Origin of the sequence: Rubripirellula reticaptiva (assembly GCF_007860175.1) — a bacterium.
Taxonomy (GTDB): domain Bacteria; phylum Planctomycetota; class Planctomycetia; order Pirellulales; family Pirellulaceae; genus Rubripirellula; species Rubripirellula reticaptiva.
Genome location: NZ_SJPX01000001.1, coordinates 435,217 through 451,504, shown reverse-complemented (window position 1 = coordinate 451,504; position 16,288 = coordinate 435,217). Strand labels below are relative to the sequence as shown.

15 protein-coding genes are annotated in these 16,288 nt (G+C 54.7%); 11 read left to right on the top strand and 4 right to left on the bottom strand.

Translation table 11 applies throughout. The annotated features are described in order from the left end of the window. Positions 1 to 296 precede the first annotated feature (296 nt). Entirely contained in the window at positions 297 to 1,520 is a 1,224-nt protein-coding gene (trpB, locus tag Poly59_RS01615) for a tryptophan synthase subunit beta (RefSeq protein WP_146532329.1), read from the top strand. A gap of 93 nt (positions 1,521 to 1,613) precedes the next feature. On the opposite strand, the gene nirD is transcribed toward trpB, so the two are convergent. Further along, on the bottom strand, positions 1,614 to 1,955 hold the full coding sequence (gene nirD, locus Poly59_RS01610) for a nitrite reductase small subunit NirD (RefSeq protein ID WP_146533185.1): 342 nt from the start codon (positions 1,953 to 1,955) through the stop codon (positions 1,614 to 1,616). Positions 1,956 to 2,116: 161 nt separating this feature from the next. On the opposite strand from nirD, the gene Poly59_RS01605 reads away from it, so the two are divergent. Next, complete coding sequence (locus Poly59_RS01605) at positions 2,117 to 3,952, top strand: TIGR03960 family B12-binding radical SAM protein (protein ID WP_146532328.1); 1,836 nt, start codon at positions 2,117 to 2,119, stop codon at positions 3,950 to 3,952. Positions 3,953 to 4,595: 643 nt separating this feature from the next. Here the strand turns inward: Poly59_RS01605 and Poly59_RS01600 are convergent. Both Poly59_RS01600 and Poly59_RS01595 read right to left on the bottom strand, forming a co-directional pair. Continuing rightward, positions 4,596 to 5,060 carry a hypothetical protein gene (locus Poly59_RS01600; protein ID WP_146532327.1) on the bottom strand — a complete coding sequence of 155 codons (465 nt, stop codon included), beginning with the start codon at positions 5,058 to 5,060 and terminating at the stop codon, positions 4,596 to 4,598. An 87-nt stretch (positions 5,061 to 5,147) separates the two neighbouring features. Further along, positions 5,148 to 6,065, bottom strand: coding sequence for a cation diffusion facilitator family transporter (locus Poly59_RS01595; RefSeq protein ID WP_146532326.1), 918 nt, complete (start codon positions 6,063 to 6,065; stop codon positions 5,148 to 5,150). Between the two features lie 355 nt (positions 6,066 to 6,420). Between Poly59_RS01595 and Poly59_RS01590 the strand changes: the two genes are divergently transcribed. The 3 genes from Poly59_RS01590 (at position 6,421) to Poly59_RS01580 (ending at position 9,696) form a co-directional block, all read left to right on the top strand. Next, positions 6,421 to 8,340, top strand: a complete 1,920-nt coding sequence (locus Poly59_RS01590) for a fused MFS/spermidine synthase (protein WP_246151301.1) — start codon at positions 6,421 to 6,423, stop codon at positions 8,338 to 8,340. 451 nt (positions 8,341 to 8,791) lie between these two features. Beyond that, positions 8,792 to 9,103, top strand: a complete 312-nt coding sequence (locus Poly59_RS01585) for a flagellar biosynthesis anti-sigma factor FlgM (protein ID WP_146532324.1) — start codon at positions 8,792 to 8,794, stop codon at positions 9,101 to 9,103. A gap of 176 nt (positions 9,104 to 9,279) precedes the next feature. Further along, positions 9,280 to 9,696: a Fur family transcriptional regulator gene (locus tag Poly59_RS01580; RefSeq protein WP_246151300.1), complete on the top strand. Its 417-nt coding sequence runs from the start codon at positions 9,280 to 9,282 to the stop codon at positions 9,694 to 9,696. 1 nt (position 9,697) lies between these two features. Here Poly59_RS01580 and Poly59_RS01575 read toward each other — a convergent pair whose 3' ends face one another. Continuing rightward, positions 9,698 to 10,123, bottom strand: coding sequence for a hypothetical protein (locus Poly59_RS01575; RefSeq protein ID WP_146532322.1), 426 nt, complete (start codon positions 10,121 to 10,123; stop codon positions 9,698 to 9,700). Positions 10,124 to 10,537: 414 nt separating this feature from the next. Here Poly59_RS01575 and Poly59_RS01570 point away from each other — a divergent pair, with 414 nt between their 5' ends. The 6 genes from Poly59_RS01570 to Poly59_RS01550 all read left to right on the top strand — a co-directional run bounded on the left by Poly59_RS01570 (position 10,538) and on the right by Poly59_RS01550 (position 16,280). Next, positions 10,538 to 10,978, top strand: coding sequence for a DUF3750 domain-containing protein (locus Poly59_RS01570; protein ID WP_146532321.1), 441 nt, complete (start codon positions 10,538 to 10,540; stop codon positions 10,976 to 10,978). 286 nt (positions 10,979 to 11,264) lie between these two features. Continuing rightward, positions 11,265 to 11,672: a hypothetical protein gene (locus Poly59_RS29190; protein ID WP_186775961.1), complete on the top strand. Its 408-nt coding sequence runs from the start codon at positions 11,265 to 11,267 to the stop codon at positions 11,670 to 11,672. Between the two features lie 479 nt (positions 11,673 to 12,151). After that, entirely contained in the window at positions 12,152 to 12,616 is a 465-nt protein-coding gene (locus Poly59_RS01565) for a translation initiation factor (RefSeq protein WP_146532320.1), read from the top strand. A 1,093-nt stretch (positions 12,617 to 13,709) separates the two neighbouring features. Then, positions 13,710 to 14,633, top strand: a complete 924-nt coding sequence (locus Poly59_RS01560) for an endonuclease/exonuclease/phosphatase family protein (RefSeq protein ID WP_246151299.1) — start codon at positions 13,710 to 13,712, stop codon at positions 14,631 to 14,633. Positions 14,634 to 14,887: 254 nt separating this feature from the next. After that, complete coding sequence (locus tag Poly59_RS01555) at positions 14,888 to 15,820, top strand: tetratricopeptide repeat protein (protein ID WP_246151298.1); 933 nt, start codon at positions 14,888 to 14,890, stop codon at positions 15,818 to 15,820. A 142-nt stretch (positions 15,821 to 15,962) separates the two neighbouring features. Then, positions 15,963 to 16,280, top strand: a complete 318-nt coding sequence (locus Poly59_RS01550; RefSeq protein ID WP_146532319.1) for a hypothetical protein — start codon at positions 15,963 to 15,965, stop codon at positions 16,278 to 16,280. Positions 16,281 to 16,288 lie beyond the last annotated feature (8 nt).

Here is a 16,288-nt window from a genome sequence, read left to right as displayed (position 1 = left end):
ACGTCGCCGATCGGAAATCTAGGATAGGTGTTCAGAGTAGCTGAGATCACGGCAGCTGAATTGCCTGCCTCATCACATCACGTTAGCCACGTTGGCAACGGTCCCGTTCGGCATTTTAGCCGTTTTTTCGATTTCACACGGGCGTCGATTAACGTCAATTGCCGTGCATGGAGGCGTCAATCGGATCGCTGCCGATTTCATCGCGTTGACCGAATGTTATGTGCGAGCGAGAATCGAGGTTCAACTAACATAAAACCGATGCTGCAATCACCAACGCCCACCCCAATAGCTACGATATGAGTACTTCTGCTTCGTCCGAGCATGCAACGGCATCCGTTCCCGACGCCCAGGGCCGGTTTGGCGAATTTGGCGGTCGATTTGTGCCCGAAACGTTGACCCGCGCGCTCGAACAGCTCTCCGAGGAATACGAAAAGGCAAAGAAGGACCCCGAATTTCAACGCGAACTTGCTGGCCTGTTGAAGACATTTGTCGGCCGGCCTAGCCCGCTTTATCACGCCAAGCGGATGAGCGAGGATGTTGGCGGTGCCCAGATCTGGCTAAAACGTGAAGACCTCAACCACACCGGTGCCCACAAAATCAACAATACAATCGGCCAGGCGTTGTTGACCTTGCGGATGGGTAAGACTCGCGTGATTGCCGAAACCGGCGCCGGCCAGCACGGTGTTGCCACCGCGACAGCCTGTGCTCACTTTGGATTGCCTTGCACGGTCTACATGGGCAGCGAAGACATTCGCCGACAAAAGCCAAACGTGTTCAGCATGAAGTTGATGGGCGCTGACATTTGTCCGGTCGAAAGTGGTTCGAAAACTTTGCGTGACGCCGTCAATGAAGCGATGCGAGACTGGATGTCGTCAGTCGAGAACACTCACTACATCATCGGCAGCGTGATCGGTCCGCATCCATTCCCTATGATGGTTCGCGATTTTCAAGCGATCATCGGCCGCGAGACTCGTGAACAGTGCCGTGATTCATTCGAGCGGTTGCCCGATTGCGTGGTTGCGTGTGTCGGTGGCGGCTCGAACGCCGCGGGAATGTTCTATCCCTTTGTTGAAGACGAAGGCGTGCGTTTGGTCGGCGTCGAAGCAGGCGGTCGCGGGCATGATCCAGGGGATCACGCATCGCCGTTGACGTTCGGTCGCCCCGGCGTGCTGCACGGCAGTTACAGCTACGTGATGCAAGACGACGACGGCCAGACCTGTGACGTTCACTCGATGAGCGCGGGACTCGATTACCCCGGCGTCGGGCCCGAACACAGTTATTGGAAAGACACCGGGCGAGTCGATTACGTGGAGTGCGTTGATGACGCTGCGATGGCGGCGTTCGACAAGCTGGCTCGTACCGAAGGAATCATCGCGGCACTTGAGACTTCGCATGCTATCGCAAAAGCGATGACGATCGCAGCGGAAATGTCCCCCAAGGAACACTTGGTCGTTTGCCTATCCGGACGCGGCGACAAAGACGCGATGGAAATCGCCAGGCTGCGTGGCGAGACTTGGTAGTCTGAAACGGCTATCCAAAAATATCGTTGCGGTTTGCACCAACGGCAGGGAAGTGCCAGCAATTTGGTGCTGGCACCAGTTGGCTCGATTGCATCAGTCGTCGCTGGCGTCGTCTGACTTGGCTTGTTCGATTTCTCGCACCATCACGTCGTCGCCTTCGATTTTGACTTCGAACGTTTCGACTTTGACTCGCGGGTTATCCTCCCAAGTTCCGTCTTTGATACAGAAACGCCACGCGTGCCACGGACACGTCACCGTCTTGTCGTCGACGTGACCTTCGGCCAACGATGCACCCATGTGGGGGCATAGGTCATCGATCGCGTACCAATCGTCGCCTTTGCGGAAAACCGCCACCATCCGGCCGTCGACGGGGACCGCTTGGCCGACGTTGTCTTCGAAATCGCTGACCTTTCCGACCACTTCAAATTCACTCACCGTCATTCACCTTTTCTCTTTGCCTTGCATTGACTGGGGCTGTTAGGACACACTCTAACCACAAAATCGCTTTCGTTTAACGCCCTGTTCGCTGCCGTCCCGATTGTTCCTGCCTGATCGTCACTGCCGATCGTTCCTTTTTTGGACACCCGCAAAGAACCATGATCAACCACCACCGACGCCGACTGCTTGAATCTCGTGTTTGGCCCCACGTCCAGGCTCCTGCCCAGTACGTCGGCGGCGAGCGAAACATCGTCGTCAAGGATCACTCGGCGCTGCGTGGCAAGCTTTGTCTCGGCTTTCCCGACGCCTACACGATCGGGATGAGCCACCATGGGTTGCAGGTTCTGTATTCGATGATGAATCGCCGCGACGATTGGTGTGCCGAACGTGTGTTTACCCCGTGGCCTGATATGGAAGCGAAACTGCGAGAACACCAGATCCCGCTTTACAGTTTGGAAACCTTCACGTCGCTTTCCGATTTTGACGTGATCGGTTTGTCATTGCAGTACGAAATCAGTGCCCCAAACGTGTTGACGATGATTGATCTGGGCGGCATCCCGATGATTTCGGTGGACCGTACGATGGCCGATCCATTGATGCTGGCGGGTGGTCCGTGTTGCCAAAACCCTGAACCGATGGCTGACTACTTTGATGTCATGATCATTGGCGATGGGGAGCCGGCGCTGCCGACGGTTTGCGATTTATGGATCGAGCTGAAAGAACGCTATCGCCAAGATGATGGCTCGTTCGCAAGTGGCGACGAAGGCCGCCGCCAGCGAGAAGAATCTCTGGCCGAGATCGCGCGGGCGATGGATTGTGCGTACGTGCCACGGTTTTACAAGCCTGTTTACGCAAACGACCGGATTGCGGAATTGCAACGGACTCGCGACGACGTGCCGGCGACGATCGCCCCCAGCACGATTGGTGATCTTGACGGCATGCCGCTGCCGACTTCGCCGATTGTGCCCTACGTTGAATGTGTGCACGACCGAATCGCGGTCGAGATCATGCGCGGTTGCCCGCACTTGTGCAGATTCTGTCAGAGCACGGTGATCAAACGCCCGTTGCGGATTCGCGAAGTTGAAACGATTGTTGATGCGGCTTGGGAAAGCTACAAAAACACGGGTTACAACGAAGTCAGCGTGCTGTCGCTCTCTAGCAGCGACTATCCGCACTTCGAACCGTTGGTGCTGCGACTCAACGAAGTCTTTGGGCCTGAGAATGTGAACGTGACGGTGCCAAGTTTGCGAGTCAATGACCAACTGAAGACGCTGCCACTATTGTTGACCGGCGATCGGCGGCGCAGCATGACGCTGGCACCCGAAGTGGCACGTGATGACATGCGAGTACAGATTCGCAAAAAGATCAAAAACAGTGACTTGATCGAAGGTTGTCGCGTCGCGTTCGCGAACGGATTCGAAAGCGTCAAGCTTTATTTCATGTGCGGCTTGCCGGGCGAGCGACGCGTCGACTTGGAAGGCATCGTCGAACTTGCCGAAGCGATCGCGGCGGTCGGCAAAGAAGTAACCGGTCGCTACGCCCGAGTGACCGCCAGCGTGTCAAACTTTGTCCCTAAAGCTCACACGCCGTATCAGTGGAACGCGATGCAACGGCGTGAGTACTTCAAAAAATCGCATCAGATCATCCGGGCGCACCGCAAGATTCGCAGTGTGACGATCAAGTGTCACGACATTGAAACCAGTTTGTTGGAAGCCGTCATCAGTCGCGGCGATCGACGCATGGGAGCGGTGATCCGAGCCGCTTGGGATCGCGGCGCTAGGATGGACGGATGGACCGAATACTTGGATCCTCAGCGATGGTGGAAATCGATCGAAGAAGCCGGATTGGACGTTGAAAAGTGCATCCATGAACCCTACGATTTGATGGCGAAATTGCCATGGGATCACGTCAACGTCAAGTTTGGACGTCCCTATTTAGAAAAAGAGCAGGGCAGGGCGACCGTCCAATTGGCCGCCATGGCAGACGCGCAGTAGATACCGAAGAATCACCAGTTTGTTGGGCCTGGCAATCGAACTCGCATTGCTTGATGGATGCTTCTATGATGAGGGCATGACGCTCATGAAACTTCGTCGCCGACTTTCGCTGTCTAGGTTGGCACTGCTAACCGCGGTGATGTTGGTTTTTGCGCCGGTCGTCGTCAGTGCGCGGTGCTGCTGTAAGCGGGCCGCCGACATCGCGGAAGTAGCGTCGTGTATGGGTTCGGCGTCGCTTGAAGAGCTTGCAGACTCAGTGCCGTCCTGTTGCCAGCATCGTGCGGATTTGAATTGCAACGCTCCCGTATCCAGCGAGCCGGTTTCTAGCAAAACAGACACCGACGATTGTCAGTGTCAGTTGCGTTGTTGTGGCGATTTGCCTCTGAAATGGACGCCACCGCAGTCGGAATCTTCCGTCATGGTTTTACTTGCGGTCGACTCGCAAGCATTTTCTTACCACTTGCCGAGCGAGATTGCCGAATCGCCTCGGCCAGTGTGGAATTCGTTTCTTTTGGCGCAGCACCAATGCGCCCGTTTGTGTAGATGGTTGAAATAGCGGTCATCGTTTGAACCGACTGCTGTTAAAGAAAAACCTATTTTCAAACGAAAAGAGAAACCAAATGTATCAATTGATGATTGGCGCTTACGTTGCCCTTGCGCTCGTGGCATCCGCTTCTTCGTCTGTGATGAATTGTGATGGCAAGTGCCCACATTCAACTGCGGCTGCGGCAACGTGCCCATGCGGCCAATGCGATGCAGGCTGTGGTTGTTGCGATGGTGACGACTGCACATGCAATTCGTGTGCTTGTGAAGCCTGCGGATGTGATGCGGCCACCACGTTCGTGATGAAGGCCGACGCGGTCCCAAGCTGCTGTGCTAGCGGCGGAACATGCCCAGCGTCGGCGACTGCTGCGTCAGCGACCGAATTGGCATCGGTCAACAACGACGTCGCGAGTGCCGGATGCGAGTGCGGCGTTTGCGAAGCTGGTTGCAAGTGCTGTGACGACGAAGACTGCACCTGTGCAGAATGCGTTTGCCCTAGTTGCGATAAGTGACTCGACTTGCGACAAGCAAGTAGAACGTCGCGTTCATGTTGAGTATCGCTCAAGTTGAATAACGTTCACTGCTGATTTATGGCCGGCCGCTTGAGTGATCAAGCGGCCTGCTTTTTGCGGAATTGCGTTATCGCAATCTCTTATTCTTCGTGCGGTTCGATGTGGACGTGGACATCGCGAACGCGTGGCATTTGGATCAGCAGATGATCTTTCACATGATGCCCAATTCGGTGGCCTTCGGCGACTGTGATGTGGCCTTCGACTTCGACGTGAATTTCGATGAAGTACTCGAGACCACTTTTACGGACACGAAGTTTTTCAACGTCTTGGACTCCGTCAACCGTTGAGCTGAGTTCGCGAACTCGATCAACAATGTCGTCGCTCGCCTGTTGGTCCATTAATTCGCGGGCGGTTGACGAGAAGATTCGGATACCCGTGACGACCAGCATGATGCAAACACAGACCGCAGCCATGGGATCAACGTACGGTGCCCACTTACCCATGTACGGCGCCGCCAACAATGAAATCGCCACACCCGCCGAAGCCCACGCGTCGCTGCGATGATCCCAGGCCGCCGCTCGCAGAGCTGAAGAATCTAGCCGCTTGGATACTCGGTTGGTGTACCGATAGATCGTCTCTTTGACGACCGCACAAACCGCAGCCAACACACCTGCCAACATGCCGGGGACTTTTAATTCGCCGCCAAACCGTTTTGCCGTTTCGAGCGCAAATAGTCCCGCGCTGAACGCGACCAACAATGCGACGCATAAACCGGCAATCGATTCGGCTTTGGTGTGACCGTAGGGGTGGTCGTCGTCCTCTTCTAATTGGGCAACGCTAAGGGCGCCTCGCACGGCGATCGCACTGGCCACGTCGCCGATCGAGTTGACTGCGTCGGCGATAAGTGCTGCTGATCCCGTCGCGATGCCACCGAACAGCTTCATGCCGACCAACAGCATATTGACGCCTAACCCCCAAACGGCGGCCCTGCTAGCGTCGACATAGACACGCTGGCGAACCGCCAAAGAAGCTTCGTCGCGTTTGGATGGACTCTGCAATGGGTTGGCTCGTGACGCAGGAAAGAGTTCGGTCGCGAATTCTAACAGTGCAGGCCGATCCGGGGCACCGCTGCTGATTTTTCGAGCAACTTTTCGCGGGGCTGCGCATTCGAGTGACCTAAGTTTTCACGTCGTACGTCCGCCGCACGGGAAAATCATGGCCTCACAAACACTATCATCCGCCGATCCGGCAGCCTCGTCATCTTTGGCTGTTTCGCAGGTTAACACACGATCCCTGTTTTGGTTCGCTGCCACAACGTTATTAGGGGCGTTTCTAGTCTTTCAAGTGCAGCCTGTTATTAGCAAATGCGTGTTGCCGTGGTTTGGCGGCACACCGGCCGTCTGGACGACGTGCATGTTGTTCTTCCAGATTCTGTTGTTCGGGGGCTACCTGTACGCGCATATTCTGCGAACGTTTTTCAGGCCGTCCTTCCAAGCCTACATTCATTTGGCGCTGCTGGCCTCGGCCGCGATGGTGCTGCCAATCGAGCCTTCCGATGCCTGGAAACCGATGGGCGACGAGTCTCCGACGCTGCACCTTTTGGCGATGTTGGCCGCTCACGTCGGATTACCGTACTTTGTGCTTTCCAGCACCGGCCCGCTGATCCAGGCATGGCTGAGTTACCAGGACAATTCGGATCGTGTTTACCGTTTGTATGCACTGTCCAATGCTGGTTCGCTGGTCGCCTTGCTGAGCTATCCGTTCATTGTCGAACCTGTTTTGTCGGTGTCGAACCAGTCCGTCGTTTGGTCGTTGATGTTTTGTGTCTTTGTGTTGGTGCAAGGCGTCGTGGCGATCGGGTTGTTCCGAGTCAACCGAACCGCTGCAAATCCACCGAAGACCGATCCTGACGCGCGGGCAGACGTGATCGATTGGCGGTTACGAGCAATCTGGGTAGCCCTGCCAGCACTAGCGTCGACGATGCTGTTGGTTGTGACGAATCACGTTTGCCAAGACGTCGCCGTGATCCCGTTTCTGTGGGTGTTGCCGCTGAGTTTGTACTTAGTCAGTTTCATCATTTGTTTTGACTCGCCCCAGTGGTACAAGCCGAAAATGATCGCGGCAATGACGTTGGTTTCAATGTTTGGAATTCAAGCCAAGACCTTGTTGCCCGGATCGATTCAGTTGATCGTCGAGGTCTCGATGTACATGGTGATGTTGTTAGGCGTTTGCTTGCTGTGTCATGGCGAAGTGGCTCGCATCAAACCGAGTGCTCGCTATTTGACCCAGTACTACGCGTTGCTGTCGGCGGGTGGGGCAATCGGCGGCATCATTGTGGCGATTGCTTGTCCGATGCTGTTGAGCACGGCGATCGAGTTGCCGTTTGCGCTTTCGATGGTAACGTCGCTGACGTTTCTGTTGTTTTTCGCTTGTCGTGGCTGGATGCGAACCGACTACGACTGGTCGGCTGCTTATCGTTTGCGTTTCGCAGCGGCACTGTTGATGATTGCTCCGATGGTCAGCATGTCGATGGCCGATCAAGACGAAACAATCACCTCGAAACGGAACTTTTTTGGCACCCTGCAAGTTTTGCGAGACGATTCGGGTGTGCGGTTGGTTCACGGCAGCACGATCCATGGGATGCAGCGTGGCGGCGAAGCATCGGGCGAGCCCACGACCTACTACGGACGCGAAAGCGGCATTGGCCGTGCGATCGTGGCGATGCAGTCAGATCGTCCCCAGTTGAAAATTGGTGTCGTCGGACTCGGTTGCGGTGTGTTGGCAACGTACGGCCGCGCATCGGATGAGTTTGACATGATCGAAATCAATTCAGCGGTCGTCGAGATCGCTCGCGAAAACTTCTCGTTCCTGTCGGACAGTCCGGCGACCAACCGAGTCCATTTGGGTGACGGACGCCTGGTCTTGGAACGAATGACGGACAAGAAGTTTGACGTTCTCGTCCTGGACGCATTCAGCAGCGACGCCATCCCGGCTCACCTACTGACTCGCGAAGCCATCGCCCTTTATTGCGACCGACTCGCCAGCGATGGCATCCTGGCGATTCACGTTTCCAACAATCATCTCGATTTGGTGCCCCTTTCGCACCGCTTGGGGCATGACGGGGGACTCGAAACGCGAGTCCTTCGCAGCCAAGGTGACCCGTCGGTGTCGACTCAGCATGCCACGTGGATGTTGATGGGGTCGGCTGACCATCCGTTGTGGAGTCACGCTTCGATGGCCGAGGCCGTGCCGGCGACTGCCCAGCAATTGCAACACGCGCCAATGTGGACTGACAAAAAGCACAATCTGGTCAGCGTGCTGAGGCTTTGGTAGCAAATCCAGGCTGGTTGGTGGCGGTCGCCGAGGCGTTAGAGAAAAAAACTTTTTCCGCCGGATGTGGCTAGGAGTGCGAAATTTAGCCGTCTTTTGCTCTTGCCGGCTGTTTCACGGCTTTGATAACGTGCCGAAGTCCTGGGAAGTGATTCTTTTACGAGAATTAGCTGGAGGCCGGGCGGTCACGGTGACGATTAGTTAAATGTTTCCGCCCGCTTCGCGCTGAAAAGTCTCTTTTCGCTGACGGATTGCATCCTGGGACAAGGATAGCGGCGCTGACGACCGACGCGGAAACGGTCTAGACTTCAATCATGCCAGGATGGTTTGATTGGTGCTGACCCGGTCGCCCTTTGCGCTTTCGCATCCATTTCACACGTCCGGAAACGCGTCCACCTTGGTGGGCGACCTCGTGTGAGTGGAGGTTCCAGTCCCAAACGGGAGCAATTCCAATATGCAGATTTACGGCCCTTTCAGAGTATCGACGACCCCACAAACTTCCGGTGGTGGGCGAACGCCAGCTGCGGCAGCACCGATCGGCAAGCCGACGGCAGCGCCGGTTGACCAGTTGGACCTGTCCAGCACGTCGGCGGCAACCAGTGCCGGTGGCGTCAACCGACTCGGCGCAACCTCGGCAATCGCCGGTGGTGGCGAAATTCGGACCGACCGAGTTGCTGATATTCGTCGGCAAATCGCCGACGGCAGCTACGAAACGCCCGAGAAGATGGACGCAGCCCTTGATCGACTGCTGGACCAATTCGCTTAGTCCAACGGAAGAAATGCTGACCTGAATTCGCCTCTGCTGTATGCTGGGGGCGAAGAATGTCCGGTTCCGCTTTGATTGATTGATCCGCTGTGTCGTCTGCGTCTGAATCCCTACAACCGCTAAGTGTTTCCCTTTCGCCGCAAGAGCGATTCGAGGAATACCTTCAAACGCGAGGGTTGAGACAGACAAGTCAGCGGAAATTTCTGATCGACGCGGTCTTCAGCGAACACGACCATTTTGACGCCGATGAGTTGATCGACCGACTTCCTCGGCGTGGTCAAGAAAACTACGTCAGCTCGGCGACCGTCTATCGGACGCTGCGTGAATTCGTTGACGCTGGATTGCTGAAAAGCTTCCAGCTAGACGGACGCACCGTCTACGAGCTCGACTATGGTTATCCCGCCCATGATCATTTGTACTGCACACGTTGCCGAAAACTGATCGAGTTCCAAAGCGAGCCGCTGGTGCAAATTCGTGATGAAGTGGCGGCCGAGATGGGATTTCGCGTCAGCGGCCATCGCATGATCGTGCAAGGCGTTTGCAAAGATTGTGGCAAGGCACGCCGAAAAAAGCGCAAGCAAGATCTGGTTTGATTCATTCTGGGCGAATCTGTTTTAGAATCGCCTGAAACACCATCTCGTTGGCGTCAAAGTCGCGGCTCTCTGCCTGCATTTGGATCACAAATTTCAAGTCGTTGATTCTCGCAAGCATCAGTCTCGAAATGATGATCAGATCCAAATAGTAGAACTGAAAATCAACGGTCCGTTCGCCCGCTATGGCTCCAGGAACGTCAACGTTTGTCCGTTCCACTTCGCCATATTCTTTCGCGATCCCCGCTTGAATTGCATCGATCAATTCTTCGTTGGACGAAAGGTTGCGAGCCCGTTCTAGGCTAAAGAAACCTCCGGAAGGCAAATCAAACGTGACTCCATCGATTCCCTCTTCGGCCGATCGATTGGTGATCGTCCAATTATCGGGATATAGAAATTTGATGCCAAGAGATTCAAAGGTAGCGGGCATGAGTCGACAGAGAAGCAAGGGAAGTAAGCGGCGAGAACGTTCGTCAGATCGCAAGGCCCGAAACGAAAGCCAGACAGTGCAAATCGCGCAGTCGTGACACCGGACACCGGGTTGCGACACGGATTTTACTCTGTTTCGCTTTTGCTCGATGCGCCAGGCGGCTAGACAATGAACACCGCACCATTACCTCGATTTTCGGTTGCTGCTTCGCGATTTGACGCGACTCGGACCGTTAGCGAGACGTGGTTGAGAAGATCAGCCGAATGATCAAGTCAGCGGCAGCAAACAGCAAGCCGACTCGATGCAATCTCCGACTACCAAACCGCGTCAGCTAGGCGGTTCAGTTCAACAAGTTTTATTGGCCATCGCTATCGCGGCGACATGGTAAAACGCTATTTGTTATCCGACTGACGCATGCTCGAACCTGAATCGAAGATTGTCTTGGACATTTGGTCGGCCCGCATTCCGGGATACGCCCGGTTTGCCGAACACCACTGGTTCATCATTGCACGTCCTGGTTCGGTTGAACGCTGGGAAGTCTGGCAAGACCCGAATCAATGCGATAAATCTTGGGGCCGTTTGCACCGCAATCTGTTGCGTCCGTCTGCTGGCGAAGGCAACGGGCGCGGACGGATGCTTGAACGATTAATGGACGAGCTTGCGTTGATGCTGGCAAAGCGGATTGAGACCAGTCCGCAGAAGTATCCCTGGACGGAAACCTATCTCGCATTTCCTGGGCAAAATCGTATCACATTCGTGCAATGGGTGCTCGGTGATACTCGATCGTGCGATTGGCTGCCGTTTTGCCCGGACCGACAGAAATCGGTGAATTCAAATCCGAAACTAAATATTTGAGTAACGAATAGACCTCCGCGACTTAACGCCTGTCGATCATGAGCTAGATGCTGACCGGAAGCTCGATGGGTTCACGGGTCGCTTTGCTATCGACCATTCTGGTCGTATCGTAAAGCTTTACATTAAGGACACGCCATTTCCAAGTGCAGGTGTGCTGTCGCGGTGCACATCGGCTCTTGGTTCCGCCCAGGAGTTTCGTTCGACACGCCGATCGCGTTGTGGCGGATGACGATCGCGCGACGCGTGTAGGTTTCAAATCAATTAACTGAACTGCTTTGGTTCTTCTATGCCTGCTTCTAAAAGAATCATTGGATTAACGTTAGCCATCGCTGCGATTGCGTGCGCATTCTCAGTGTATTGCGGACGTGAAGCGTTTTCACGTGATCCGGATGATCAATCATCAGTGCAAGAAAGCGTAGATGCGGATACGATTCGGGGACTCGTTGCCAAACGCAACTCAGAAGCTAGTCTTTTCGGTGGAATGCACCCCGCCGTTGTTTCAATGGACATGCAGATTGAGGAAATGCGGGTACGTGCCAACCTGCCGCCACACTGGCCGAGTAATGACGACCCACTAAGAATCTATCGTTCGACTCGCCTTGCGCAACCGACAATCGATGCGTTGGTTGATCGTGTTCTGCTCCTTGAGGCCGAGGTTCGAGCGTTGAAAGCGAGCAGTGCTGCTAGTGAATAGGTTCAAGGGCGCTGCTGGGGGCATCTTACGGATTGCAACAAGCGATCTTTCATGCCGCTCAAAGCTGAAACACTTTTTGCTGGGAACGGTCCGATGCACCGGAGAAGACGTCTGAGGATTTGACTAGTCGATCCGCACCCGATCACTGCGACGGTGACCGGTCGGGCGTTTGAAACAGAGCTTGATCTGATGTGTGTTGTCGGCGGGGCGAATTCGTCAGTGCTCGTGCGGTCGGAATCATTGCTCGGACCATTGCCCGAGCCAAAATACGCTAACTCAAGAATTTGAATTCTTCGCGTCCGCATCTGTTTTGATTGACTTGTGCAAAGCCTTGAGCTGCAAACTGGCTCCGGCACGCTCAAGTCAGTAGGATGAATGCGGGTGAACCCAAGTTAGGTTTGCAAGGTTTTGCAATTTGAAATTAGGCCGTCCCGGCCTGCTGATCGCCGCCATGATTCAACTAAAATTTATGCTTGTCCATGAATGAGCCATCCTCCCGCACACCTGAAGGAATTCCGCATCGTTGTGATGTCTGCGGAATCGAGTTCCGGCTCAATCGTTCGCTTGCTGGAGATGCCTGCTGCCCAAACTGTAACGCGCTCGCTTGGCCGATCGGCGAAGAAGGGCACGAATCGCAACGACCGTCGATCAAGACGAGCACTGCAAAGACTAAAGAAGTTCGGATTCGTCCTGAATCCGAAGACATGGATTTGGGCGACCAACTACACCGCGTCATTTCACTCCTGCGAAAGCAAAACGATGTAAGTGTGTCGGTTCTGTTTCGAGGCCGCGACCCGGAACATCAGGTTATGGGCAAAGCTGTCCTTGAACGGCTTGTCGATTCACTCGTGCCAGAGCACGCATTTGTTAAAACACCGGCCCATATTGCGACACGGCGCATCTGCTGCACATTAAGCCCCTCGAAAAAGTCGGGCGGCGAATAGCCATTGCATGCATGCACACGGAGCGGCGGTGGATCGATTTTCGAACGGGTTATATCAACGCTGCCCGTTGATGCCGGACGGCCGTGAAGTCGGTGGTTGGACCAGTGGCGTCTGGCCGCAATCTTAGCATCGCGATCGTTGGCCGAGGGAATCTGTACTTGCTCGATCTTCTAACGAAAGAGTCTCAGTACACTCGATCCGGCTCTCCGTATCTCAATCGTAACTCGCAGCTAGCGGTTTTTATCAAGGGTAAATAATGGCGGATTGAACGGCTTGTTAGTCTCCAAGTGGATGGAGAGCGTATCGGTGTGCTTGTTGATGGAAAGGTTTAGACTCTTCAATCTGGAGCTTGGTGGAACCAGGTCCAGTTGCAACTGGCTATCTTTGCACGAGCACCTGCCTTGGCCGATCCGTTACTTGCCAACTCGCTCTTTCGTTTGGGCGGGCCTCCAAGTTTTCGCGTGCCTGGGAATGGTTCGGTTTCGATACAGCACGGTTTGCTTGAATCGCGGACGGAGTTCTGTCCAGTATTGGCCATGCGTGTCTTGATCGTGATATTAACAACAGGAGTGTTCGCTTTTGCCATGCATTTCATTCGTTCAAGAAGGCGATCCGATGGGTGTCGCCCCGAATGCAGGCAAGCAAGTGCACAGCGGAGGGTAATCGCCAGCAACTAAGGAGCACGCACCGGCCAACTGTTGTCGCCCGCCGGCAAGGCTAGATTTGAAACGCATGTCGCAGTACCAATCTGCAGGCTGAAGGGCGTTCTAATCCCATGCTGCGAATCATTGTGAATGGAAATCTGTATTTGAGCGACATGCCGCTGAGGGTTTTGCCCTGTTTGGAGATCGCCGAAAGTCTTGAAGACTTTGGTTGCGAACCGTTTCTGAAATTTGGGGTGCGGTCGGGTGCTGATGTTTCTGGGAAATGTTTTTCGTTGGCCTCCTACGTTGACAATTCGGTATCTTACCGACACTCGATTTGCTGGAACTTTGTTGGGCGAGCGAAGCAGTTTCGCCGTCAGGTCGCTTTCGGACGGGCGCTAGATTCTAATGGTGTTTTATTCCCTCTTCCAATTCGAAAGGATTTGACCGTGATCGACCGACTTGCTTTTTTTACTGACGGCGTGATGGCTGTTGTGCTGTTATGCCTGTGTGTTGTTGCGCCGACTGCATGGGGGCAGCCCGGTGTGGAACTTGCGAAGAACGAGCAAAGTGGTATCAAGGTCATGACCTACAATGTCCGCTATTTGAATAAGAGCGACGGCCCAGATGTATGGGCCAATCGCCGTGAGACTGTGATTGCTACGATCACCGAAGCTGACATCGTTGGATTGCAAGAGCCTGTTTTAAAGCAGTTGGACGATATCAAAGCTGGCGCTCCTGAATTGCAGTGGTTTGGCGTCGGACGGGATGACGGCAAGGACGGTGGCGAATTTGCTGCGATCGGGTTCAGGCGAGACCGATTCAAAGCGATCGATCAGGGTACCCTTTGGCTTTCCGAGACACCCGAGATCGTTGGTTCAAAGGGCTGGGATGCTGCCTTGCCGCGAACGTTGACTTGGATGCTATTGGAAGATCTTTCAAATTCGAAACAGTGGTACATTCTGAACACGCACTTTGATCACCGCGGTAGTTTGGCAAGAGAAAATTCGGGCAAAGGAATTGCCCAATTAGTCGACAGGAAGGCGGGCAAGATTCCGGTCATTGTGATGGGGGATCTGAATGCGAGCGTGGATTCGGTCCCGTTGAAGAATCTTCGATCTGGCAGCGTTGTTCCGCTTCGCGATGCACGCGACCAGTCTTCGTTACCGGCCACTGGCCCAACGGGGACGTTCAATCGATTTGAGGCGATCGAAGATGGGCGTCGTATCGATCACATCATGGTCACCGATCAGGTCAACGTTCATTCTCACCAAACCCTGAACCCGCTAACGCCCGCAGGCCGGTTTGCCAGTGATCACCTTCCCGTGATGATTGAGGTCTCGCTAGCGACGGAAGCGGATAACGCCGAATAAACGGTTCTATTCGTTCGCGGACACGATTGACTTTGCCGCGCTGTCTCCGAGTGAAGTTGATTGACGATGCAATTTGGTTTGAAAGACGTGTTGCTGATCACTACGCTTGCTGCCGTTTTGATTGCTAGCAAATGTTAAACCTCGTCATGCAAATGCTGGGATGGTTGGTAGCAAAGCGGTGACGTTTATCTTGCCGGTTCCACGTAGATTTTGGTACTTAGCCTGATACTGTTCCTTTTCTTCTTGGCCCGCTGATGAAACCGCCCGCCATCCGATTCTGCTTTGCCCTTGCGGCGATGGTTGTTTTGACCCTCGGCGGTTGTCGGGCGATCGGTCGGTTTGGTGAGAGTCGCCAATCAATCGCGGCGCGAAGTTTGTCGGGCAAGGGATTTCAAGCGATCCACGAAGGGCGCTGGGAACTGGCCGAATCGCTGTTTACCGATGCGCTGGAGGTTTCAAAGTCCGACGATCGGGCTCACTGGGGACTGGCCGAAGCGTACTGGAAACGTGGCGAAAAAGAGCTAGCAGTCCAGCAAATGGAACAAGCGGTCCGGTTGTCGGCCGGTGATCCTAAGTTTGTGGAACGGCTGGGGCGGATGTATTTGGACGTCGGGCGAGCTGCCGATGCAGACGCGAACAGTTTGTTGGCACTGCAATCCAAACGCGATTCACCCGAGGCTTGGCGTTTGCGTGGCGATTGTCTGCATGCTGCGGGCAAGAACGAAGAAGCGCTGGCCGCGTATCACCGTGCACTGGCTCTGCAGCCGGACTATTCCGAGGTGCAAATCAAGGCGGCCGAGATCTATTTGACTGACAAACGTTACGACCGCTTGCTAGCGACACTTGATCGGTTGCAGGATGGGGTTGGTATCGAAGCTGCGCCGGCGAAGGTCGACATGCTGCAAGGCATCGCGATGCGACAACTCGGACGTTCCGATGAAGCGCTACGGTGCTTTGTGCGGGCATCGGCGAAGAATCCAGACGATGCGGCACCGCATTTGGAAATTGCGGCGCTCGCTTTGGAGGGCGGCGAGATCGAAGTTGCCCGCGACTCGCTTGCTTCGGCCACTCGGTTGGGCACGATGTCATACGACCAAGGTCAGCGAATTTTGCAACTGCAGGATGTCCAGCAACGGATGGCCAGTGAGCCTCGTCCCAGTTCGACGCCTGGCGTTCAGTTGCGATAGTGACGGTTGCGACGATTTTGATCGCTGCAAACCAGGAAAGAAATCTAGTTTCCCGGCGCGTCGGTGCTTTATGACGTAGGGTTTGAGTGGAAGAAACCGCACGGGCTGAATCCGACAGTCTTTCTCTGCGCCGAGCTAACCTATGTCATTGTCAAGCTATCCCAGTAACTCACCTAGTCCTGAAAACTCGTTTGTTGTCAGCACACCAAGCCCGCAGCCGTCGGCACATGGTTCAGGCGACGCGTCTTCGGACAGTTTCGTTGACCGCCGGACGCTTGCCGCTAATGTTCCCGGGCGAAGCGAGCGACGTCAATTCGGGAGCTCGCATGCGGGGCTGACCGACGATGGACGAGAACTCGCTTTGGCTATCGACCAGTACAAAATTGAGCATCATCGTCGCTATCTGACATGCGATGAAATGTTAGACGTGATGACGAGTTTAGGTTACTCGAAATCGTAAACGCGACT

What these genes read in the sequence shown, in the direction of transcription:
- trpB (WP_146532329.1), top strand. Translation starts at nt 297, where the DNA reads ATGAGTACTTCTGCTTCGTCCGAGCATGCAACGGCATCCGTTCCCGAC.
- Poly59_RS01605 (WP_146532328.1), top strand. Translation starts at nt 2,117, where the DNA reads ATGATCAACCACCACCGACGCCGACTGCTTGAATCTCGTGTTTGGCCC.
- Poly59_RS01590 (WP_246151301.1), top strand. Translation starts at nt 6,421, where the DNA reads ATGTTGTTCTTCCAGATTCTGTTGTTCGGGGGCTACCTGTACGCGCAT.
- Poly59_RS01585 (WP_146532324.1), top strand. Translation starts at nt 8,792, where the DNA reads ATGCAGATTTACGGCCCTTTCAGAGTATCGACGACCCCACAAACTTCC.
- Poly59_RS01575 (WP_146532322.1), bottom strand. Translation starts at nt 10,123, where the DNA reads ATGCCCGCTACCTTTGAATCTCTTGGCATCAAATTTCTATATCCCGAT.
- Poly59_RS01570 (WP_146532321.1), top strand. Translation starts at nt 10,538, where the DNA reads ATGCTCGAACCTGAATCGAAGATTGTCTTGGACATTTGGTCGGCCCGC.
- Poly59_RS29190 (WP_186775961.1), top strand. Translation starts at nt 11,265, where the DNA reads ATGCCTGCTTCTAAAAGAATCATTGGATTAACGTTAGCCATCGCTGCG.
- Poly59_RS01565 (WP_146532320.1), top strand. Translation starts at nt 12,152, where the DNA reads ATGAATGAGCCATCCTCCCGCACACCTGAAGGAATTCCGCATCGTTGT.
- Poly59_RS01555 (WP_246151298.1), top strand. Translation starts at nt 14,888, where the DNA reads ATGAAACCGCCCGCCATCCGATTCTGCTTTGCCCTTGCGGCGATGGTT.
- Poly59_RS01550 (WP_146532319.1), top strand. Translation starts at nt 15,963, where the DNA reads ATGTCATTGTCAAGCTATCCCAGTAACTCACCTAGTCCTGAAAACTCG.